Source organism: Dorea sp. MB18-49 (assembly GCF_023669465.1).
Taxonomy (GTDB): domain Bacteria; phylum Bacillota; class Clostridia; order Lachnospirales; family Lachnospiraceae; genus Dorea_A; species Dorea_A longicatena.
This window is the reverse complement of sequence record NZ_JAMOYX010000015.1, coordinates 29,073-53,020: the sequence shown is the minus strand read 5'-3', so window position 1 is coordinate 53,020 and position 23,948 is coordinate 29,073. Positions and strand designations below refer to the sequence as shown.

19 protein-coding genes are annotated in these 23,948 nt (G+C 42.1%); 18 read left to right on the top strand and 1 reads right to left on the bottom strand.

Features of this window, described 5'->3' with window-relative positions; genetic code table 11:
- The first annotated feature begins 381 nt into the window (after positions 1-381).
- The 11 genes from NCY30_RS06540 (at position 382) to NCY30_RS06490 (ending at position 14,013) form a co-directional block, all read left to right on the top strand.
- A complete protein-coding gene (locus NCY30_RS06540; protein WP_006426131.1) occupies positions 382-951 on the top strand; it encodes a glycerol-3-phosphate responsive antiterminator in 570 nt (189 codons plus the stop codon).
- A 114-nt stretch (positions 952-1,065) separates the two neighbouring features.
- Positions 1,066-2,562: a glycerol kinase GlpK gene (glpK, locus tag NCY30_RS06535; protein ID WP_130096825.1), complete on the top strand. Its 1,497-nt coding sequence runs from the start codon at positions 1,066-1,068 to the stop codon at positions 2,560-2,562.
- 40 nt (positions 2,563-2,602) lie between these two features.
- A complete protein-coding gene (locus NCY30_RS06530) occupies positions 2,603-3,313 on the top strand; it encodes an MIP/aquaporin family protein (protein ID WP_006426129.1) in 711 nt (236 codons plus the stop codon).
- Between the two features lie 159 nt (positions 3,314-3,472).
- Complete coding sequence (locus tag NCY30_RS06525) at positions 3,473-4,909, top strand: NAD(P)/FAD-dependent oxidoreductase (protein ID WP_173788205.1); 1,437 nt, start codon at positions 3,473-3,475, stop codon at positions 4,907-4,909.
- 2 nt (positions 4,910-4,911) lie between these two features.
- Positions 4,912-6,204 carry an NAD(P)/FAD-dependent oxidoreductase gene (locus NCY30_RS06520; RefSeq protein ID WP_022415170.1) on the top strand — a complete coding sequence of 431 codons (1,293 nt, stop codon included), beginning with the start codon at positions 4,912-4,914 and terminating at the stop codon, positions 6,202-6,204.
- A 3-nt stretch (positions 6,205-6,207) separates the two neighbouring features.
- Positions 6,208-6,585 carry a DUF1667 domain-containing protein gene (locus NCY30_RS06515; RefSeq protein WP_173784880.1) on the top strand — a complete coding sequence of 126 codons (378 nt, stop codon included), beginning with the start codon at positions 6,208-6,210 and terminating at the stop codon, positions 6,583-6,585.
- Between the two features lie 111 nt (positions 6,586-6,696).
- Positions 6,697-7,746: a transglutaminase domain-containing protein gene (locus tag NCY30_RS06510; RefSeq protein ID WP_044919335.1), complete on the top strand. Its 1,050-nt coding sequence runs from the start codon at positions 6,697-6,699 to the stop codon at positions 7,744-7,746.
- A 292-nt stretch (positions 7,747-8,038) separates the two neighbouring features.
- Positions 8,039-9,274, top strand: coding sequence for an ABC transporter substrate-binding protein (locus NCY30_RS06505; protein WP_243857045.1), 1,236 nt, complete (start codon positions 8,039-8,041; stop codon positions 9,272-9,274).
- Complete coding sequence (locus NCY30_RS06500) at positions 9,271-10,968, top strand: sensor histidine kinase (RefSeq protein WP_173784879.1); 1,698 nt, start codon at positions 9,271-9,273, stop codon at positions 10,966-10,968. The genes NCY30_RS06505 and NCY30_RS06500 overlap by 4 nt, the downstream gene beginning before the upstream one ends.
- A complete protein-coding gene (locus tag NCY30_RS06495; RefSeq protein ID WP_173784878.1) occupies positions 10,949-12,475 on the top strand; it encodes a response regulator in 1,527 nt (508 codons plus the stop codon). The genes NCY30_RS06500 and NCY30_RS06495 overlap by 20 nt, the downstream gene beginning before the upstream one ends.
- Positions 12,476-12,570: 95 nt before the next feature.
- Positions 12,571-14,013 carry an MFS transporter gene (locus NCY30_RS06490; RefSeq protein WP_055181535.1) on the top strand — a complete coding sequence of 481 codons (1,443 nt, stop codon included), beginning with the start codon at positions 12,571-12,573 and terminating at the stop codon, positions 14,011-14,013.
- Positions 14,014-14,242: 229 nt separating this feature from the next.
- Here the strand turns inward: NCY30_RS06490 and NCY30_RS06485 are convergent, their stop codons facing one another.
- A complete protein-coding gene (locus NCY30_RS06485) occupies positions 14,243-15,316 on the bottom strand; it encodes a M24 family metallopeptidase (protein WP_006426120.1) in 1,074 nt (357 codons plus the stop codon).
- Positions 15,317-15,656: 340 nt separating this feature from the next.
- Between NCY30_RS06485 and NCY30_RS06480 the strand changes: the two genes are divergently transcribed.
- The 7 genes from NCY30_RS06480 to NCY30_RS06450 all read left to right on the top strand — a co-directional run bounded on the left by NCY30_RS06480 (position 15,657) and on the right by NCY30_RS06450 (position 23,876).
- On the top strand, positions 15,657-16,898 hold the full coding sequence (locus tag NCY30_RS06480) for a dicarboxylate/amino acid:cation symporter (protein WP_250818576.1): 1,242 nt from the start codon (positions 15,657-15,659) through the stop codon (positions 16,896-16,898).
- A 416-nt stretch (positions 16,899-17,314) separates the two neighbouring features.
- Positions 17,315-18,280 (top strand): ketopantoate reductase family protein, encoded by a 966-nt coding sequence (locus tag NCY30_RS06475; RefSeq protein ID WP_331476484.1) that lies wholly within the window; start codon positions 17,315-17,317, stop codon positions 18,278-18,280.
- Positions 18,277-18,687, top strand: coding sequence for a peptide deformylase (locus NCY30_RS06470; protein ID WP_250818574.1), 411 nt, complete (start codon positions 18,277-18,279; stop codon positions 18,685-18,687). The genes NCY30_RS06475 and NCY30_RS06470 overlap by 4 nt, the downstream gene beginning before the upstream one ends.
- A gap of 173 nt (positions 18,688-18,860) precedes the next feature.
- Complete coding sequence (locus NCY30_RS06465) at positions 18,861-19,958, top strand: glycerol dehydrogenase (RefSeq protein WP_022415743.1); 1,098 nt, start codon at positions 18,861-18,863, stop codon at positions 19,956-19,958.
- A 226-nt stretch (positions 19,959-20,184) separates the two neighbouring features.
- Positions 20,185-21,555 carry a PhoH family protein gene (locus NCY30_RS06460; RefSeq protein ID WP_006426107.1) on the top strand — a complete coding sequence of 457 codons (1,371 nt, stop codon included), beginning with the start codon at positions 20,185-20,187 and terminating at the stop codon, positions 21,553-21,555.
- Positions 21,556-21,624: 69 nt separating this feature from the next.
- On the top strand, positions 21,625-22,257 hold the full coding sequence (locus tag NCY30_RS06455; RefSeq protein ID WP_006426106.1) for an HD domain-containing protein: 633 nt from the start codon (positions 21,625-21,627) through the stop codon (positions 22,255-22,257).
- 290 nt (positions 22,258-22,547) lie between these two features.
- The gene (locus NCY30_RS06450) at positions 22,548-23,876 is read left to right on the top strand and encodes an MATE family efflux transporter (RefSeq protein ID WP_006426105.1); all 1,329 of its coding nucleotides are present in this window, start codon (positions 22,548-22,550) and stop codon (positions 23,874-23,876) included.
- The last annotated feature ends 72 nt before the right edge of the window (positions 23,877-23,948 follow it).

Here is a 23,948-nt window from a genome sequence, read left to right as displayed (position 1 = left end):
AATTGACAGATTGTATATGTGATAATAGATTAATCATATAATGAAAGAAAGATGATGAAATAATCATAATGAGAATGTTAATAAAATAACTAAATAATTTTGTTGAAACAACACAAAATTAATGCATATTAACGAAAGAAAATGAAAAAAGAATTGTATATAATAGATGAAAAGCTAAAAAATGACCAAATGTCATTGAAAAAAATTGTGCACTGTGATATAGTAAGCACAGTTGAACAAGGGAGCTGAGATAGGAGAGCGAATACAAGTAATCACACGATTACTTTTAGTCGCGCTCTTTTTTTTGAAAATTATTTCAGAATATAATAGAATAAATATATAGCATAGACGTTCAGCAAATAGGAATGAGGATGGAATAAGATGAATCAGATATTTTACGATGCGGTCGGCAATAATCCGATTATTGCAGCTGTGAAGAACATGAAGGATATAGAAGTAAGTTGCACGATAGAGGAGATACAGGTGATTTTTATATTGTTTGGAGATGTCTGTTCGATAGACCGGATCGTAAAGAGAGTCAAAGATGCAGGAAAGGTTGCGATGGTACATGTAGATCTGATCAGTGGCCTGAGTCCGAAAGAAGTTTCGGTAGAATATCTGAAAGAACATACGGAAGCAGATGGCATTATATCAACAAAGCCATCACTGATCAAGAAAGCAAAAGAACTTGGGATGTATACGATCCTCAGATATTTTCTGTTGGATTCCATGGCATTTGAGAATATCAGACAGCAACAGCATATAGTAAGACCGGATTTCATAGAAGTACTTCCGGGAGTGATGCCAAGAGTGATCAAAAGAATCTGCAGTTCGATAAAGACACCGATCATAGCAGGAGGACTGATCACAGACAAAGAAGATGTGATGGCTGCATTATCAGCCGGAGCAATTGCAGTATCATCGACCAATCATCAGGTATGGAAGATGTAATGGCTGCATATGATGAAACAGAATATTTAATTGCTTATGGGGAGCAATTCAAATAGAACGCATGCGAAAAAAAGTAACCAGTAAAAGTAAGAGAGAAATCAGGAGGAAATGAATATGGCAAAATATGTAATGGCGTTAGATGCAGGAACTACCAGTAACAGATGTATTCTGTTTAACGAAAAAGGTGAGATGTGCAGTGTGGCACAGAGAGAATTCACACAGTATTTCCCAAAACCGGGCTGGGTAGAACATGATGCAGATGAGATCTGGGCAAGTATGCTTGGTGTTGCGGTAGAAGCAATGAATATGATCAATGCAGAAGCAGAAGATATCGCAGCAATCGGTATCACAAACCAGCGTGAGACAACAATCGTCTGGGACAAAGAGACAGGAGAACCGGTACATCATGCGATCGTATGGCAGTGCCGCAGAACATCAGAATATTGTGATTCCTTAAAAGAAAAAGGATTAACAGACAAATTCCGTGAAAAAACAGGACTGGTCATTGATGCATACTTCTCAGGAACAAAGGTAAAATGGATTTTGGATAATGTGCCGGGAGCAAGAGAAAGGGCAGAAAGAGGAGAATTGTTATTCGGTACAGTTGAAACATGGCTGATCTGGAAACTGACCAAGGGTGCAGCACATGTGACAGATTATTCGAATGCTTCTCGTACAATGTTATTTAACATCAATACACTGGAGTGGGATGATGAGATCCTTAAAGAACTGGATATTCCGAAATGTATGTTACCGGAACCAAAACCATCCAGCTGCATCTACGGAGAGGCTGATCCGTCTTATCTTGGAGGACCGATCCCAATTTCAGGAGCAGCAGGAGACCAGCAGTCAGCATTATTCGGCCAGACATGTTTTAACGCAGGAGAAGCAAAGAATACATACGGAACAGGATGTTTCCTTCTGATGAATACAGGAGAAAAACCGGTATTTTCTAAAAATGGCCTGGTTACAACCATTGCATGGGGATTAGATGGCAAAGTTAATTATGCACTGGAAGGTTCCATCTTCGTAGCAGGAGCTGCAATCCAGTGGTTAAGAGATGAACTTCGCATTATTGATTCTGCACCGGATTCTGAATATATGGCAAAGAAAGTAAAAGATACCAATGGATGTTATGTAGTACCTGCATTTACAGGACTTGGAGCACCACACTGGGATCAGTACGCAAGAGGAACTATCGTAGGAATCACACGTGGAGTAAACAAATACCACATTATCCGAGCAACGCTGGAATCACTGGCATATCAGGTAAATGATGTTCTGGTAGCAATGAAAGCGGATTCCGGAATTGATCTTGCGGCACTTAAGGTTGACGGCGGCGCAAGTGCTAATGATTTCCTGATGCAGACACAGGCAAATATCATCAACGCTCCGGTAAACCGTCCGCAGTGCGTAGAGACAACTGCAATGGGAGCTGCTTACCTTGCAGGTCTTGCAGTCGGATACTGGGAAAGCAAAGAAGATGTCATTAAGAACTGGGCAATCGACAAGACATTCGAGCCTAAGATCGATGAAGAGCAGAGAAGTAAGATGATCAAAGGCTGGAATAAAGCTGTAAAATACGCTTACGGATGGGCAAAAGAAGATTAAAAACTGAATAAAGATAGATAGAAAAAAGGGGGAAATTTCTATGTTACCTTATATAGCTGAATTCTTGGGAACGATGATACTGATTATTCTTGGAGACGGAGTGGTTGCGAATGTGAACCTGAATAAATCCGGAATGAAGGGCGGAGGAACGGTTCAAATCACCATTGCCTGGGGTCTTGCGGTTATGCTGCCGGCATGTATATTTGGAGCTGCATCCGGAGCATCCTTTAACCCGGCGCTGACCTTGGCACTGGCGGTCGATGGAAGCTTTGCATGGTCTATGGTTCCTGGATATATTGTGGCACAATTCGCAGGTGCGTTCGTGGGTGCAGCAGTTGTATATCTTCTGTTCAAAGGACAGTTTGACGCAACAGAAGATCAGGCAACAAAACTTGGGGTATTCTGTACCGCACCATCCATTCCGAATCTTGGCCTGAATATTTTCAGTGAGGCAGTCGGAACATTTATACTTGTATTTGCAATCAAAGGAATGGCAAATGTGCCGGAACTTACAGACGGACTTGGCAAATTTATCGTATTCGGAATCATCGTTTCTATCGGTATGTCACTCGGTGGTCTGACAGGATATGCGATCAACCCGGCAAGAGATCTTGGACCACGTCTGGCTCATGCAGTACTTCCAATCAAAGGAAAAGGAAGTTCAAACTGGGGATACGGTGTCGTAACTTTAGTAGGACCGGTAATTGGAGCTGTCGCTGCGGTATTGCTTTATGGTGCCATTCCGTGGTAGAATAATAAAAAAATAGAATAAGAGGCGTGAGAGAAGAGAGCCTGGCAGGATAACCGCATATTCGTGATGCGTTTACTTGTCAGGCTCTTTTTTCAAAAGCCTACGGGTATCAGAAGTGATGCCTGGGATATGGAAGACATATAGAAGGAGAGATGGAACATGTATGATGTGATGATAATCGGAAGTGGAGTATCCGGTTCAGCGGCTGCAAGAGAATTGTCCCGCTATAAAGCAAAAATCTGTGTATTGGAAAAAGAAGAAGATGTCTGCTGTGGAACGTCAAAAGCCAATAGTGGAATTGTGCACGCAGGATATGATGCAAAAGAGGGTTCACTGATGGCTAAGTTAAACGTCCGCGGTAATGCAATGATGGAACAGTTATCTAAAGATCTTGACTTTCCATTCAAAAGAATCGGTTCACTTGTGATCTGTCTGCGTGAAGAGGATATGGACAAATTACAGGCATTATACGACAGAGGTGTGGCAAATGGTGTATCGGGACTTCAGATTCTTAATAGAGAAGAAGTACTTGAGATGGAGCCGAACATTGCAGACAATGTATATGCGGCACTCTATGCGCCGACAGCCGGAATTGTATGTCCATTCGGATTAAATATTGCGATGGCAGAAAATGCCTGTGAAAATGGTGTAGAATTTAAGTTTGATACAGAAGTAAAAGAACTGAAAAAGACGGAAGATATCTGGGAAGTCCACACGAATCAGGGCGTTTTCAAGACAAAATATGTGGTGAATGCAGCTGGTGTGTATGCAGATAAATTCCACAATATGGTCAGTGAAAAGAAAATCCACATAACACCGAGAAGAGGAGACTACTGTCTGCTGGATAAAACTGCAGGCGGACATGTAAAGAGAACAATCTTTGCACTTCCGAACGAATTCGGAAAGGGAATTCTTGTATCGCCGACAGCACATGGCAATCTGCTCCTTGGACCGACAGCAATCGATATTGAAGAAAAAGAAGGAACCAATACAACAAGAGAGGGACTTAATCAGGTACTTACAAAAGCAGGACAGAATGTAAAAAATATTCCGATGCGTCAGGTCATTACATCATTTGCCGGACTTCGCGCACATGAAGACGGACATGAATTTATCATAGAAGAATTAGAAGATGCGAAGGGATTCATTGACTGTGCAGGTATTGAATCTCCAGGACTTACCAGCAGTCCGGCAATCGGAGAGATGGTTGCGGGAATTTTGAAAGAAAAGCTTCATCTGGAAGAAAAAGAAAATTTCATTGCTACAAGAAAAGGAATCCTGGATCCAAACACTCTGAGTAAAGAAGAAAGAGTGAAATTAATCAAAGAGAAACCGGCATACGGTAATATTATCTGTCGTTGTGAGATGATCACGGAAGGTGAAATTATCGATGCGATCCATAGACCACTCGGAGCAAAGTCGTTAGACGGTGTAAAACGCAGAACAAGAGCAGGTATGGGACGGTGCCAGGCCGGTTTCTGTTCCCCTAGAACGATGGAAATCCTTGCAAGAGAACTGGAAATCCCAATGTCAGAGATCACAAAGTCTGGCGGGAAATCAAAGATCATTGTAGGAGTGAATAAGGAGGACATCTGATTATGAAAACATACGATATAGTAATCATTGGCGGCGGTCCGGCCGGACTTGCGGCAGCCGTATCAGCAAGAGAAAATGGAATCCAGGATATCCTGATCCTGGAAAGGGATAAAGAACTTGGGGGAATCCTGAATCAGTGTATTCATAATGGTTTCGGCCTTCATACATTTAAAGAAGAACTTACCGGACCGGAATATGCCGGAAGATTCATCAAACAGGTGAAGGATCTTGGCATCGAATATAAATTGCATACGATGGTAATGGACATCAGTTCGGATAAAATCGTAACCGCAATGAATCGTGAAGAAGGATTATTTGAAATACAGGCAGGGGCAGTGATCCTGGCCATGGGATGCCGTGAGCGTTCCAGAGGAGCACTGAATATTCCGGGTTACCGTCCGGCGGGAATCTATTCTGCAGGAACAGCACAGCGTCTGGTCAATATGGAAGGATATATGCCGGGAAGAGAAGTCGTGATCTTAGGCTCCGGTGACATTGGACTGATCATGGCAAGACGTATGACACTGGAAGGTGCGAAGGTTAAAGTTGTGGCAGAACTGATGCCGTATTCCGGTGGATTAAAACGTAATATCGTGCAGTGCCTGGACGATTATGATATTCCATTGAAATTGAGCCACACGGTTGTGGATATCAAAGGGAAAGAAAGAGTTGAAGGGATCACGCTGGCAGAAGTAGACAGCAAAGGAAAACCGATCCCGGGAACAGAGGAAGAATACACCTGTGATACATTATTACTTTCCTGTGGGCTGATCCCGGAAAATGAGATTTCCAGAGGTATGGGCGTAGATATGAATCCGGTAACTTCAGGACCGAAGGTCAATGAAAGTCTCGAGACGAATATCGAAGGCGTATTCGCCTGTGGAAATGTACTGCATGTACATGATCTGGTGGATTTTGTATCAGAGGAAGCAAAGACTGCGGGACGAAATGCAGCAGAATATGTGAAGAACTTACAGTCAGACACAGACGGTGGGGAAAAGAGCAGTAAGGGAGATGCAGCAGATATTACACTGAATCCGGTAGAAGGCGTACGCTATACAGTTCCAAGTACGATTAATCCGGCTCATATGGATGAAAACCTTACTGTGCGCTTCCGTGTAGGCGGTGTATATAAGAACTGCTATGTAAGCGCATATTTTGACGATGAACGGGTGATGCATAAAAAACGTCCGGTTGTTGCGCCAGGAGAGATGGAACAGATTAAGCTTACAAAAGAACAGCTTATGAAGTATCCGGATCTGAAGACGATTACAGTAAAGATAGAGGAGGCGTAGAGGATGGAAACAGTAACAACAAGAGAACTGACATGTATCGGCTGTCCGATGGGCTGCCCTCTGACCGTGACAATGGAAGCCGGTGAAGTGATCAGTGTAACAGGAAATACCTGTAAACGTGGAGACATCTATGCAAGAAAAGAAGTAACCAATCCGACCAGAATTGTGACTTCGACGGTAAGAGTAACCGGAGGAGATGCAGATATGGTATCGGTGAAGACAAAAGAAGATATTCCGAAAGGGAAAATCTTTGAGTGCGTAAAAGCATTGAAGACAGTAGAAGTACCGGCACCGGTGCATATCGGAGATGTATTACTGAAAGATGTCGCAGGTACGGGTGTGGATATTGTTGCAACGAAGAATGTTGGAACAAAGAGTTAGTTATTAGAAAGCTGGCGCAGAGACATTGCCAGTAGAAAGTTTTATGGTTATAATTCTATCTGTGAGAAAAATGAAATGGATCAGATATATAAAGGAACCGAGGAAGATAGAATGGAACCATACTACTATAGTAAAATGAACAAAGTACAGCAGGCAGCCTATCATGCCATCAGGCAGGGCTTGCTTGAAATCTCAGATTCAATACAGATACCGGGAATGGAGGCGGAGGAACTCTATAACGTGTTCTTCCGCCTGCGCCTGGATCATCCGGAAATCTTCTGGGCAACTGGATATAAGTACAAATATTATTCAGATTCGCCTAATTTCATATTCATCCCGGAATATTTATTTGATAAAAACAAAATAAAAGAACACCAGAAAGCACTGAAATCCAGAGTAGAAAAGCTCATAAGACCGGTGAAAGACAAATCCGAATGGGAAAAGGAAAAGTATGTACATGATTTTATCTGTGAAAATGTGCATTACGATAAATTAAAAAAGCCATATTCCCATGAGATCATCGGACCGCTTGGACAGGGTGTCGGAGTCTGTGAGGGAATTGCAAAATCTGTGAAAGTACTGTGCGATGCGCTCGGAATCTGGTGTATGATCGCAGTGTGCGGGAATAATCCGGAGAAAGGAATCAAATACCGTCATACCTGGAATATCGTAAAAATCGGCGGAAAATATTATCATCTGGATGCGACGTTTGACAATACTCTTGGGAACGGGGAGAAGATGAGTGACAGGCAGGCTTCAAAAGAGATCCGGTACGACTATTTCAACCTGAATGATAAAAGCATATTCAGAGACCATGAGCCGCTTATTGCTCCGGCACCAAAGTGTGAAGATGGCGAGCATTTTTATTATAAAGAAAAGAAACTGTCATTTACAAAGACAGAGGATGTATATAAAAGAGCACTGCAGACAGCGAAAAAGGGAAGAGTGTTTACATTCCACTGGCGCGGCGGTTATCTGACGAAAGCTGTTCTGGATGAACTTCTGGATCTGATCCAGAAAGCAGGAAAAGAGAAACAGAAGAATGCAAGAATCAGTCTGAACTGGCCGCAGGCGGTGATTCGTTTTGATTATGTAGAGGATCATGGTGAGGCAGAACCGGAAGTTGTGGTTGAAGAGGCGAATGAAGGAGAGAAAGAATAGTATTTGATATTAAAAATGGGCATCCACACCGGATGCCCGAAAGGAAAAAAGTTATGAAAAAGAAAAATGATATATATAAACTCGGTTGTTGTTTTTAGTGAATAACCGAAGGATTTTTTAGGCGAAGTCAGATCAGATAAAAGATGATTCATATTTCTGATACCTGAGTGACTTCTTTGTTGTTGATGATTATATCATACATGGTAAATGTTTCTAATTTGTGTTATAGGCCTAAAGAAAATATGAAAAATCTTAAGATAATCTGTAGGAAATCTAAAAATGGAGAAAGACGATGAAGAAAACCAGAAAATACATTTCTGTCTGCCTGTGTGTGGTAATGTTTGCCAGCATGTGTCTGTGTGTAGGCTGTCAGAAAAAGGCGGAAACAATAGAAAAAAAGAAAAAACAGATAGAACTGTGGCACTACTGGGATATTCCGGGTAACCAGCAGCATCTGGAAAAACTGGTAGATCAATTTAATCAGTCACAGGATGAAATAGAGGTTAAAGTGTCTTATATACCGGATGAAGACTTTAAGAAACAGCTGGCACTGTCCATGGCGGAAGAAAAGATGCCGGATATTGCACTGGTAGATTCCTCTGATTTTCAATTCCTTCATCAGATGAAACCATTTGCAGATCTGACGGATGAGATCCCGGAATTACGGGAGTATTCGGAAAAAGCGCTGGCACCATGTTCCGTGAATGGCAGAATCTATGGTCAGCCGTTTGGAGTGAACTGTACGGCAATGTTCTATAATAAGAAGATTCTGGAGAAAGCAGGATGCAAGGTTCCGGAGAATTGGGAAGAATTCAAAGAGGTTGCGGAGATGGTCAGTGATAAAACGATAAAAGGCTTCGCGATCACGGCACTGCAGACAGAGGAAAGTATGTATGAGTTTCTTCCGATTCTGTGGTCTATGGGTGGAGATATCCATAGCATCAATACAGCAACCGGGCAGCAGGCATTTTTATTCTTAAAAGAGATGGAGCAGGAAGGAAGCTTAAGTCTGCAGAGTATTTCCCTTACGATGGGAGATCTGACGAATCAGTTTATAAAGGGAAAGATCGCAATGATGTTCAATTCCTCTATGGCAATCGACAGTATCCGTGAAGGCAATCCGGATCTTGAATTTGGTGTTGCGGCGATTCCATGCGGGAATCCACAGGTTACGGTGGCCGGAGGAGAGATTCTGGCGGTGGCAGATAATGAAAATAAGGAATATGCGATTCAGTTTTTGAAATTTCTTGCGGACAAAAAGCGGATGAAAGAGTACATAGATGAGTTCGGATTTCTTGCACCAAGGCAGGAGATTATGCAGCAACAGTTTGAAAATGATAAGGAAAAAGGGACATTTATAGATCTGTATCAGAATGCCAGGACAAGAGAGATCAGCAGAAACTGGCCGCAGATCTCACTGACACTTTCGGATACCTTAAGAGAAATCCTGGTAAATGAAAACGATTCACAGACTATACTGGACAAAAGTGCAGAAAAGATAGAGAGTATTGGAGCAGAAAACAGATGAAAAAGAGAAAGAAAAATCTCCGGCAGATATTAATACCGGCATTTATCATTACGGCATGTATTCCGCTTGCTATTTTTGCACTGATATCGCAGGAGAGATTAAAGACAAGTACATTAGAGAATATGAACAATCAGGCAGAGGCTGACTTGCAGAAAGCAAATCAGAGCCTGAATATGACGCTGGATAAATACGAAACGTTACTTTATGCTATTACAACAGATGAAGAATTTCTGAGCCTTGTAGTAAATGCAAATGATTCGGAAGAAATTCCGGAAGCGGATGCATATAATATGAGAAGAGATTTTGCCCATATCTGTAATAGAAATGAAGGAGTTGACGGAATCCAGCTTGTGCTTTCAGACAAGAGGCGGATATTTTACGACCGACTGTCGTCATCTTCGGTGAATAGTACATGGATGGAAAAGGTAAAAATTCCGGATGAGACAAAGCTGCTGTCCTATGATGTTGATAAAGATACGGACAATCCTGAGCGTATGTTTCATATCGGGAGAAAGGTCGTTAATTACTTGGATATCAGTGAGGATCTAGGATATGTAATCCTGTCTGTCAATTTGGATGAACTGGAATCGGTATTAAGCGCAGGAAAAGGGTCCAGAGTATATCTTGTGAAAGACGGAGTGATCGTAGGGGCAGAAGATACAAAGATGCTTGGCCGGCAAGAGAAGGCTTTGGATAGTGCAAAGGTTAATCAGAAGGCAATCAAAAATGCCAGAAGCGGCTGGTCAATCCTCTTATGTCAGTCGATTCGTGAATATCAGAAAGCAATTGAAGAACAGGTGATATTCTGGATCATGGTAGCGCTTGCTGTTCTGCTGATCTTTGTCCTTCTGATCTATCGTGTTACCAAACCGGTCATGATATCGGTAAATGACATTGTGGATGCAATGAAAAATCTCGAAAAAGATAATTTCCGGGAAAAGCTTGAAGTCAAAGAAAAAGACAGTACAGAGATTCAGGAAATATCTGAAGGATTTAACGAAATGTCGGAACGTATCCACAATTTGATCGGACAGGTAAAAGAATCGGCAATGGAGCAGAAGAATGCAGAAATCTCTGCATTAGAGGCTCAGATCGATCCACATTTCCTTTATAATATTCTGGATACGATCAACTGGAAAGCAATTGAGAATGAACAATATGAGATCAGCGAGATGTTGGTGGCACTTGCGGACATCCTGCGCTATGCGATCAATGATGCCGGTGAATTTACCACAATTGATGCGGAAAAAGGATGGCTGGAAAAATACATCCTTCTCCAGCAGGAAAAACTGGGAGAAGAGATTGAACTGGAATTTAAAATTCAAGATTCGTACGGGAAATGCAAGATTCACAAGATGCTGCTGCAGCCATTTGTGGAAAATGCGATCAAATATAGTTTCCGTGGTTATGAAGGAGCACATCGTCTGACGATCGAGGTATCCAAAGCGGAAGAACAGATGCATATTATTATCGCAAACAACGGCCGGCATATAGAAGAAGATCAGTTGAAAGACCTGAATATGGGAAAAGAGATCAAGAATCATTTTGGAATCTCGAATGTAAGAAAACGTCTGAAACTTTATTACGGAGAAGATGCAGTGATTTATTTTGAAAATGTATCTCCAAGTGGAGTGAAAGTACATTTGTTTGTGCCATTGCAGGAGGAACAAAAAGATGAAGATAGCAGTTATTGAAGATGAAAAACCGATCAGAGAAGGACTTGTACATATTTTAAATAAGATAAGTCCGGAATATCAGGTCGTAGGCAGTGCGGAGAATGGAGTAGAAGGACTGATACTTCTGGAAGAGGAAATGCCGGATCTGATCATGCTGGATATCCAGATGCCGGATATGGATGGACTGCAGATGCTGAAAGAAGCACGGGCAAGAGGAATCTATACAAAAGTGATTATTCTTACAGCCTACTCGGATTTCAGCTATGCGAAAAAAGCAATCGAACTGGGAATTGAAAATTATCTGCTAAAACCGGTGAATCTGACAGAACTAAAGAAAACGCTGGAAAAAATTAAAGAAGAGTTATTTGTAGAACAGAGGGGAAAGAATTCTCTTTCATTGGAAAAGATTCTGAAGGATATCCTGGATGGTGAATATGAGAAGAATGAAAGGCTGGACGCTGTGCTGGCAGATAATTATGGAATCATTCAGGGACACAGCCTGTATTGTATGTACATTTTCCTTGGAAAATATTATGAAAGTGAGAAGAAAGAAGTCGGATTATTTCTGGAGGAATTGAAAGAACACAATCCGGAACGGAAACTGTGCTGGCTGCCTCGTGAAAAACAACAGGCCGCATTGGTCTGCTTTTATGGTGAGGAAGATGTCAGTAAATTATTGAAATACGTAAAACATTCGGTAGTACCGGCATGTTCCGTAAGACTGCATGACCGTGGCGTATTTACATGGAAGGAATGTAAGGGACTTAACAGACTGACTGAGACAGAGCTGGAATTAGAAAAGGCATGTGGCTGGCATCTGATACTTGGAGACAGAGTATTGATAGAATGCGAGAAAATTCTACAGATGAGAACGTATCAGTTTATTTATCCGGCAGAGCTTGAAAACAGGGCCAGAAGTGCAGTAATACATATGAATGCAGAAGAATTTACCGGTTGTTTTCAGAAATTCATGAAATATGGACGCATAGAAGTACACAGTCCACAGGAACTCAGAGAAGTGTGTATCCGTTTCGCATATGCGATAATCAATACAGCCAAGGAGTGTGGCACATTGCGGGATGAGGAATTGATGGTTCAGAGAGTGTTAAAGACAATCTTAGGTGCAGTTTCCTGGGAGGAGATAGAAGCAGTCATGATGGAATTATTCTCCAGCATCGAGATAAGTCAGATCAACCAGACATCTTCTGAATATCTGGTACAAAAAGCACTGACAATTATGAAAGAATGTTATAGTGACGGGATTACTTTGGAAGAAACAGCCAGAAGACTTCATGTTACAGAGCAATATCTGGGAACACAATTAAAGAAAGAAACGGGGACTTCCTTTACGGAGACGGTACGAAAATTTAAAATCATGCATGTGAAAGAATTACTTCTGGATACAGATCTGAAATTAAATCAGATAGCTGCAATGACTGGATTTTCCAATCCAAAGTATATGAGTAAAGTATTTAAACAGGAAGAAGGGATGCTTCCAAATGAATACAGGCGGATTAATGCATAACAGTTTATAAAATTACTCCTTTCCGAAAAAATTGCTCCTTTTTAAAATTTGGATTCTGATATAGTGGGTTCAGAACAAAAAGAGGAGGAATTAAGATGGAAGCGGTTGATAAAATATCCGTCGGAGTGAGTAAAGAAAAAGCCGGACAGAATACACAGGAAGCCATCACAGAGAATGCGGATGGAATGAAAGTATCTCTGGGAGAGAAAATCTGTTATGGAGTAGGTGATATCGGAGCAAATCTGGTATGGACAACGGTAGCCTCTTTCCTGACGATATATTGTACTGATGTGGCAGGTATTGCTGCAGGAGTAGTAGGAACACTGATGCTGATCGCCAGATTATTCGATGGCGTATCGGATCTTTTTATGGGAATCATTATAGATAAGACGAACACCAGATGGGGAAAAGCCCGTCCGTGGGTACTCTGGAGTGCGCCACCGCTGGTCATCAGCCTGATCATGATCTTTACAGTACCGGACCTTGGTGCAAATGGAAAAGCAATTTACCTGTTACTTGTATACATATTCCTTGCAGCGGTATGCTTTACAGCATCCAACCTTTCTTATAATACAATGCTTTCACTGGTAACCACAGAGCAGCATGACAGAAATGTCATGAACACGATCCGTTTTGAATTTACCATGATCGCACAGCTTGTGATTAACGTGATCACGATTCCACTGGTACATTTCCTTGGAAACGGACAGCGTGGCTGGACATGCATGAGTATCGTGTATGCAATCGTAGCACTTGGAATGTTCATCACAACATTTGCCGGAACAAAAGAAAGATACAAACCAATCAAAAAAGAAACAACAGCGAAGAAGAAGACACATCCGCTGAAAACAATTAAGACCCTTTGCAGAAATAAATACTTTATCCTGATCACACTTGCATTTGCAGTGATCTATACATCGCTTGGATTAACCGGAGGATCCAGAATCTACTATGCAAAATACGTATTAGGGGATGAGATGCTGAACAGTACAATGACCATGTTCAACTATATCCCGACCATCCTTACGATTATGTTGATCCCGGTATTTACAAAAAGATTCGGAAAGATCAAAGCACTGTTTGTAGGATTCTTATTCTACGCAGCAGGACTGGTGCTTGAAATCGCAGGACCTGTTAATCTTCCAATGATTTACACTGGTCTGGTGTTACAGGGAATCGGACATGCGGCATTGTATTCATGCCTGTTCGCAATTGTCGGAGATGTCGTAGATTACAGTGAATGGAAAGACGGAATCCGTGAAGAAGGAATTACTTATAGTGTGACAAGCTTCGGACAGAAGATCGGAACCGGACTTGGAACAGCAGCACTTGGATGGATCCTGGCAGCCGGACATTATGACGGAACAGCAGCCGTTCAGTCAGCAAGTGCAATCTTCGCAATCAAAGGACTGTTCCTGTATCTGCCACTGGTAATTACAGTAATTGTACTTATCATCTGGTACTTATTCATGGGAATTGATAAAATCTATCCGACAGTCAGAAAAGAACTGGATGAGCGTAGAGAAAAGGCTGAGTAAGAAAAAGCTGAGCAAGAGAAAGCCGAGTCAGAAAATATAGAATAGAAAATGTGAACTTGAATGGTAATTAGGAATAAGCCGGAAGATGTAATGTCTTCCGGCTTATTTTAATCGCCATGCGTTCGGAAGAAGCTGCCGGTGGCAGGTTCTGTAGATACAGAAAACTTTGCCACATAAAAAGGCAGGAAATGAAGTCCTGCCTTTAAAAAATAATATGTAAGATTTAAAATTAACCAACAATGCGGTATTTCTTATCTACAGCATTCAGAAGTTCATGTCCGTCTTCTGTTACGAGAACAAGGTCCTCAACACGAACACCGTATTTGCCTTCGATGTAGATACCAGGCTCGATAGAGAAGATCATACCAGGTTCAGCCACATTCTTGTTGATCGGGCTTACATCACCATATTCGTGGTCTTCCTGTCCGATGAAGTGTCCAAGACGGATTCTCCAGTACTCACTGTATCCAGCTTCGTCAATCAGATCTCTTGCCTGAGCGTCGATATCGCAGAAACGCATACCAGGTTTGATAACAGCTTCTGCTTTCTCAACTGCTGTACGAACCAGATCGTGGATAGCAGCCTGCTCATCATCTACGCTCTTGCAGTAGAATGTTCTTGTCATGTCTGAGCAGTAACCTTTCCATACACAACCCATATCGATCAGGACACATTCTCCGGCTTTCAGAGTTCTTGTCTCACTTGGTGTATGGTGCTGGTCAGCAGCGTTAGGTCCGAAGCATACGATTGTATCAAAGCTTACTCCGCTAGCTCCCTCTTTCAGGTACTCAGCGTCGATGAAGTCAGCAACTTCTTTCTCTGTCATACCTTCTTTGATGAAATTAGCAACTCTTTCCATAACTGTATCATTGATCACAGATGCATGTTTCATGATTTCGATCTCCTCAGCGTTTTTAACAGCACGAACACCGTCTACGCAGTCAGATCCCCATACAGTCTTCATCTCAGGGCAGCGCTCCTGAAGTGGAATGAGGAAACGTGCAGGCCATGTCTTGTCAATACCAAGAGTGCTCTTTGTATCGATGTGCTCCATCAGAACACCGATCTGGTCATCCATGTCACTGAACCATACTTCTTCGAATCCTGTATTTGATACATAATACAGATAGTTCAGGAATAATGTATGTTTTCCACTTGTTCTAAGTAACAGGGCATATAATCTTTCCCCAGGATTTACCATGATGCCTGTTAAAAAGCGGATGCTCAGTGGATCAGATACCAGTAACTGATCAATTCCTTTCTCTTTCATTTTTTCCAATACGCGGCTAATTCTTTCGTCCATTGTTAAAATGCTCCTTCCTGTGCGTTTTGTTAAAAATCCTATTTAAGATAATAACATGAATTGGCTAAAATGACTAGAATTTTAGTGAATTTAAAGGATTAATTTTTGAAATGTTCTGACAACAATTTCTAATGTTTATCATATTGACTTTAATAGAACAATGTGATAATATATTAAAGATAATGAATGGGCATTACACAGTATGGTAATGCCCATTTTTTTTATTGCTATGCATTCGTAAGGAGCATGTTGATAGCAAGGTTTATAAATACGAAAGTATACGTATAAGAGTAATTTTTTGAGAATGCTCTTGTAAAAAGAGAGGAAGAGGGTAGGAAATATGAAAGAAAAGAAAAAATTATCACTGGCTGCACAGATATTCATTGCACTGGTTTTGGCGGTCATTGCAGGATTACTGATGCAGAAATACGCAAATTTTGCGGAAACTTATATCAAGCCATTTGGTACGATCTTTCTGAATTTACTGAAATTCATTGTCGTTCCGATCGTACTGTTTTCCATTATGTGTGGAATTATTTCCATGAAGGACATTAAAAAGGTCGGATCGATTGGAGCAAAGACAGTCGTTTACTATATGTGTACGACAGCATTTGCCATTACATTCGGACTTATTGGGGCAAATATGTTCAAAGGAGCATTTCCGAAGATTGCGACAACAGATCTTTCTTATAAAACAGATCAGACGATCTCACTGATGGATACGATTGTAAATATCTTCCCATCAAATTTTGTATCACCGATGGTGGAGGCAAATATGCTCCAGGTGATCGTGACGGCACTGATTCTTGGATTTGGAATTATCCTTCTGGGGGAAGGTGAAAGAAATACAAGACTGGTAACAGCCTGTAATGATCTGAATGATGTATTTATGAAATGTATGGAGATGATCCTGAAGTTATCACCGATTGGTGTGTTCTGTCTGCTGAGTCCGGTCATTGCTTCAAACGGGCCGGCGCTCATCGGTTCACTCGCGATGGTACTTCTGACTGCTTATGTATGCTACATCATCCATGCAGTAGTTGTATATTCGTTTGCAGTAAAGACAATGGGAGGAATGAGCCCGTTAAAATTCTTCAAGGGAATGCTTCCGGCAATCATGTTCGCATTCTCAAGTTCTTCATCTGTCGGAACACTTCCGATTAATATGGAATGCGTAGAAAACATGGGAGCATCCAAAGAAGTATCTTCTTTCGTACTTCCGCTTGGAGCTACGATTAACATGGACGGAACTGCAATCTATCAGGGCGTGTGTGCGATCTTTATTGCATCATGCTATGGCATCCATCTGACGCTTCCGCAGATGCTGACGATGATCCTGACTGCAACGCTGGCTTCCATCGGTACTGCAGGAGTTCCGGGAGCAGGTATGGTTATGCTCGCAATGGTACTTGCCTCAGTCGGACTTCCGGTTGACGGAATCGCACTGGTTGCCGGCGTGGACCGTATCTTTGATATGGGACGTACGGTGGTTAATATTACAGGGGATGCGTCTTGTAGTATTATTGTTTCGAATATGGAACGGAAGAAAGATGCAAAGAGGGAAATTGCAAACGGACTGTAGACTAGTGGAACCAGTTGGAACGGCGTGTTGTGTCGTTTTTAGTGTCCCAGTGGCTCGTTATAAGAATGAAAATAATAGGTGCTTTCCAGTATGTGTGCTGGGAGCACCTATTATTTTGTGATTTTTAAAGATGTTTGGGTGTTGTCCGGTAATTGGGCAAAAAAATAGGACTGCATTATTTGGGAGGAGTGCAGCCCTGAGGAAAAAGTTATGAAAAAGATTTAAAGTGTTTGTTCTCTTGAACAATTCCTAGTATAGAATTGAATTGTGATAAAACTGTGATGGAATTAGGAAGAAATTGTTAACAAATTTAGAACATAAAATAAAATACGATCAGATGCACCATAAACCGGGACAGTGTTGAAATCAAAAAGTCCGGGTGTTAGAATTACAACAGATGCTATAGCAGAAGATATATAACAGAAAGATATCAAAGAACACAAGAAAGAACACGGAATATACGAACATACACCAAGGAGGAATACACCATGCGGATCCTAATCTACGGCGCCGGAGTCATCGGAAGCTTCTACGCATCCAGATTCGCCAAAGCGGGACTGGATGTAACAGTCTTAGCAAGAGGGCAGCGGTTAAAAGAATTACAGGGACACGGTCTATGGTACAGAGGCAAGACAAGAACGCATAAAGTTGAGGTTAAGACGATCAGTGAGTTAAAGCCGAATGACCGTTACCAGTTTATTTTCCTGACTGTACGTGAGAATCAGGTGGAAGAAGCACTGGAAGACATCAGTAGGAATGAAAGTCCGAATGTTGTCACTATGGTCAATACGATCAAACCATATGGCAGATGGGAGAAAATCTGCGGAAAAGGCAGGATTCTTCCGGCATTTCCGGGAGCGGGCGGCTGTATCGAAGGTGGGATTCTGGATGCACAGCTTCTGCCAAGAGCAATCCAGCCGACAACATTCGGTGAGATCGGAGGAAGAAAGAGCAGTAGGGAAGAAGCACTGGCATACATATTTAGAAAAAGCCACATTCCATATCAGATCGTTCCGGAAATGCATCACTGGCAGATCTCACATCTTGGCGTGATCATTCCGCTGGCAGATGCTTATTACCAGAGCAGGCATCCGGAAAAAATCTGTGCAAATGAAAAATTGATGACGCTGACAGCTTATCGGATGAAAAAGAACCTGAAGTGGATCGCCCAAAAGGGAATGTTGTGCCCGGCAAAGCTTTATATGATAAAGGATATGCCAACGGGAATGCTGGCAGGGGTTTTAAGCAGGGTATATCAGAGTGAATTTGGCAACAAATTCCTTTACAGACATGCGATGCATGCACCGGAAGAATTCCAGCGGCTGCATCAGGAATTCTATAATTATATGAAGACACATACGAAAGAGAGTAACAAAGCATGATAAGACCGATTATGAAAGATATATTTTCCCTAAACCAGAGATCCGAGCCGGCGACAGAGGCGGATAAGCAGGTTGCAGTGGATGTGTTAGATACATTGAAAGCGCACGAGGAAGGCTGTGTCGGCATGGCAGCGAATATGATTGGCGTGAAGAAATGTATCATAGCCGTCAATATGGGATTCATGAATGTGGCAATGTTCAATCCGAAGATTGTAAAACGTTCCGGAAAATATGAGACGGAGGAAGGCTGTCTTTCCCTTACTGGTGTGAGAAAATGCACCCGGTATCAGGAGATTGAAGTGGAATATCAGGATATGAATTTCAAAAAACAGAGACAGAAATATACCGGATGGACGGCGCAGATTATTCAACATGAGGTAGATCATTGTCACGGTATTGTGATATAGTCATGCGCTGGTGTTGTATCATTGACACAAAGATATGTATTAGGATTAGTCATAATATTTTGCCGTAATATTTCCCACTACCTTATTGACACAACTGTATCAAAAGCATACAATAAAACTAGATTGTTAATAAAATAACACATGAAACGTGAAGATTACAGGAGGGTAATATCATGGCAAAGATTTTATGTAGTCCAAGTAAATATGTACAGGGTGCAGGAGAGATGAAGAAGCTGGGTGAATATGCTCAGAAGTATGGCAAGAAGGCACTTGTACTGATCACGGAATCCGGATACAAACGTATCGGGGACGTTGTAAATACTGGATTTGAAGGATACGAGATCACACCTGTATATGAGTATTTCAACAGAGAATGCAGTAAGAATGAGATTAACCGTCTGGTAGACATTATGAATGAAAAAGGCTGTGATGTCGTGATCGGTATCGGTGGTGGTAAGATCCTGGATACAGCCAAAGCAGTTGCTTATTACAAAGAAGCTCCGGTTCTGATCTGCCCGACAATCGCATCGACAGACGCACCTTGCAGTGCACTGTCAGTTATTTATACAGATGATGGCGTATTCGAAGAGTACTTATTCCTTCCGGCTAACCCAAATATGGTTCTGATGGATACCGAGATTATTGCAAAATCACCGGTAAGACTTACGGTATCCGGAATGGGTGATGCACTGGCAACATATTTTGAAGCAAGAGCCTGTCAGGCAAGCGGGGCAACAACATGTGCCGGCGGACAGGTTACACAGGCAGCAATCGCACTTGCAAAACTTTGTTTTGACACTCTGATGGCAGAAGGTGTAAAGGCAAAACTTGCCCTGGAAGCAGGAGCATGTACACCAGCTGTGGAAAAAGTCATCGAAGCCAACACATTACTGAGCGGTATTGGATTTGAGAGTGGCGGACTTGCAGGAGCACATGCAATTCATAATGGATTTACCGTACTGGATGAGTGCCACCACATGTATCACGGTGAGAAGGTTGCATTCGGAACGATTACGCAGCTGGTACTGGAGAATATTCCGGCAGAAGAACTGGAAGATATCATTGACTGGTGTATCGAACTGGGACTGCCTGTGACATTAAAAGAACTGGGAATCACAGAAGTGACGGACGAGAAACTGATGGCAGTTGCAACAGCAGCCTGCGCAGAGAACGATACGCTTCATAATATGCCATTCGAGGTAACACCGGAGACTGTATGTGCAGCAATCAAGGCAGCAGATGCATACGGAAAATATTTCCTCGGAGAATAGTCAAGAATCTGTGAAAATAAAAAATACATAATAAATACAGAGAATCTGCCATTGACAGGTTCTCTGTATTATTTTGCAGAATCATTCTGTATATGAATCTGAAAATTTCAGTAGATTTCAAGAATAACTTAACATCTTTTTTACAAAAATATCGAGTAAATTCAATATTTTCATACTATACCTGAAAATGTACAAAAAACAAAATCAGAAAGTGTGAGAAATATCTATGATCAAATCCTATGTTATTGATACCAATATTTTAATCCAGGCACCTTATGCATGTCAGTGTTTTGAAGAAAACAGGGTGATATTGCCATTGGTTGTATTAGAAGAACTGGACGGCCTGAAGAAAGCAGAAGGAGAAAAGGGAGCAAATGCAAGGCGGGCGATCCGTTTTCTGGAAAAGCTCAGACTGAAAGGAGACCTTTTAAAAGGTGTCCAGATGGAAAATGGAGGAATCCTCCGTGTAGAGGCCAATTGTGTAAATGTAGAACTGCCGGAAAGCCTTCCGGAAGATAAGCCGGATAATCGGATCTTAAAAGTATGTAAGGGAATCCGGGAAGAAGAAAAGCCGGTCGTTCTGGTGACAAAAGATCTGGTCCTTAGGTTAAAAGCACAGATTCTCGGAATTGAAGCCCAGGATTTCAGCACAGAGCAGGTCATCGAAGAAGAGGGACAGTACAGCGGCAGACAGATTTGCTATGTGGCGGAAGACAAGTTCAAAGAATTCAAGAAAAAAGGCGTTCATCTGAAGGAACTTTATTTGTCCGATGAAGATGGTAATAAGATCCAGCCGGAACTTACGGAGAATGAATTTATCATATTGAAGGCAGATCAGTCTGTGAAAAAGACACATCTTGGAAGAGTTGAAGGGAAGAAAGTAGTATCGTTAGAATTCCGAAAGAGCCAGCCTTATGGCATCAAACCAAGGAATGCCGGACAGTATTTTTTACAGGAAGCATTGATGAAATCCGCAGAGAAAGCACCGCTTGTAATTGTAAAAGGAATGGCAGGAACGGCGAAGACATTTTACTCACTGGCAGTCGGACTGGAGAAGGTGCTGAACAATCCGACCGGAGAATATAGAAGAATTCTGATCTGCAGACCGAATGCGCAGTTTGACCAGGATATCGGTTTCCTTCCGGGAGACGAGCAGGAAAAGATATCACCTTTGATGCGTCCGATCGTAGATAATCTAGAGCAGCTGATTGATTCGGATGAAGAAGAGCGTTATCAGGATGAACAGGAATTACAGGGTAAGATCGAAGAGATATTTGCAAGAGGACTGATCCAGACAGAAGCAATGAATTTCATCAGAGGCCGTTCATTTGTGAAGACCTATCTGATCATAGACGAGGCGCAGAACATGACTCCGAATCAGGTGAAAGGAATCATAACAAGAGCCGGAAAAGGAACGAAGATCATTCTGCTTGGTGATCCGAATCAGATAGACCGGCCATTTCTGGATGAGAGAACGAATGGACTTAGTTATGCGTCGGAATACATGAAGGGTAGTCCTTTATGTTATCAGATTACAATGTCTGCAGAAGAATGTGAGCGTTCCGAACTTGCGATGGATGCGATTCACAGATTATAGACATAGATTATAGAATTAGAAGGGAACGAAATAAAATTGAGCAAAGTAACATATAAAGCAATCAAAAATATGCCGGAGGTGAATGCCTATATTGAGCAGGGAAATAGGGTACTTGGAGCACTTGGGTTTACCGAACATTCCAGAGGACATGCAGTAAAAGTGGCGGAAACTGCCGGAAATATTCTGGAAAAATTAGGGTATAACCAGCATACGATCGAGCTTTCCAGGATAGCGGGCTATATGCATGACATGGGAAATTGTGTAAACCGTGTGGATCATGCACATAGTTCCGCGATCATGGCATTTCAGATACTGCGGGATCTGAAAGCACCGGATGAAGACATCGCAGTGATCGTCAGTGCAATCGGTCAGCATGATGAGGCAACCGGCATGGCCGTGGATGCGGTATCGGCAGCACTGATACTGGCGGATAAGACGGATGTAAGAAGAAACCGTGTGCGGAACACGATCAAGGAAAGCTTTGACAAACATGACCGGGTGAATTATGCTGCAGTGGCATCCAGTCTGCATGTAAATGTCGAAAAGCAGGTGATTCTGCTGGAGATTGAACTGGATGAAGGAATCTGTTCTATATTAGATTATTTTGAGATTTTCTTACAGCGTATGCTGATGTGCAAGCGTGCGGCAGAGATGCTGGGAATGAAATTCAAGATGAAAGCGAACGGGAATAAGATCTGTTAATCGGATGTGACAAATGAGGAAAAATTGGAAGATGATTTCATAGAACTAGTGATTGACATTCCCTGAAAGACAGTGCTATAATACAACCCTAAAATGAATGTGGATTTTTCTGGAGCAATCTATTTTTCGCCACATGGTTACTGAGTAGAAGTAACCATGTGGTTTTTTGTTGTTACATATTCAGTTGAAACAATCTGTGACAAGATGGGAAAATAGAAAAAAGCATTGCAAAGATCCGCAATAGAATTAGAAGATTAATAGATAGTACATATGAGAGAAAGGGGATATATATGGATCAGACATATATGAAAGAACAACCGGTATTAAAATTGATCGTATCGATGGCACTGCCGATGGTCATTTCTATGATGGTGAGTTCACTTTATAATATTGTAGACAGCTTTTTCATCGCCAGGATCAGCGAAGATGCCATGACGGCGTTATCACTGGTGTATCCAGTACAGAATCTGATCAATGCGGTGATGATCGGATTTGGAATCGGAATCAATGCGGTCATCTCATTTTATCTTGGAGCGCAGGATAAAAAGATGGCAGACAGGGCGGCAACACAGGGAATGCTGCTAGGGACGATTCACGGAGTCGGATTTATGATTCTGGGAATTGCCGTAATGAGACCGTTTTTACAGATGTTTACGGGAAATGCACAGATTGTGGACTATGGTGTGCGTTATTCGAGAATTGCATTTTTATTTGCTACGGCATTATCTTGGCAGCTGGTATTTGAGAAGACGTTTCAGGCGGTCGGACGTATGGTGGAGTCAATGACTTGTATGATGTCAGGTGCGATTATCAACATTATCCTGGATCCAGTCCTGATCTTCGGACTTGGACCATTTCCGAAGATGGGAATCGAAGGAGCCGCACTTGCAACAGGAATCGGACAGGCAGCAGGAGCAGTATTGTACCTGATCTTTTATATCGTGAATCCGCTTCCGGTGAAATACAGAAAGAAATATCTGAAGGCTGATTTGAAGCTGTGGAAAAAATTATATGTAATCGGAATTCCGGCAAGCCTGAACCTGGCACTTCCGTCGCTTTTAATCTCTGTATTGAACGTAATACTTACAGGCTATGGGGAAGTCTACGTATTCGTTCTCGGAGTCTACTATAAGCTGCAGACCTTCCTCTACCTTCCGGCAAATGGAATCGTGCAGGGAATGCGTCCGCTTCTCGGATATAATTACGGAGCGGGAGAGCATAAGCGTGTACATAAGATCTTCCAGGATGGCCTGATCCTGGTACTCGTGATGATGGCAGCCGGAATGGCAATCTGTCTGGCAGTTCCGGGACAGCTGATGGGATTATTTACAGCGAATCCGATAACGATGAAGGCCGGAAGTGTGGCACTCAGAGTCATCAGTCTTGGATTCCTTGCTTCATCGGTATCGGTTATCTGCAGCGGGGCACTGGAAGGTCTTGGAAAAGGTGTGCATTCACTGATCATTTCGTTATGCAGATATGTGGTTGTGATTATTCCGGTGGCATTCATTGTCAGCCGTTTTATGGGAGCGGTCGGAGTATGGCATGCGTTCTGGATCACGGAAGTGGTGACTGCGGTGATTGCGTATGTGGTGTATCGGAAAGGCGTGAAGGGATAGTAGAAGAGATAGCGAAAGAGATCATATAAGAGTAGAGAATATAAAGTAAGAAGTGGGAAGTTAAAAGTCAGA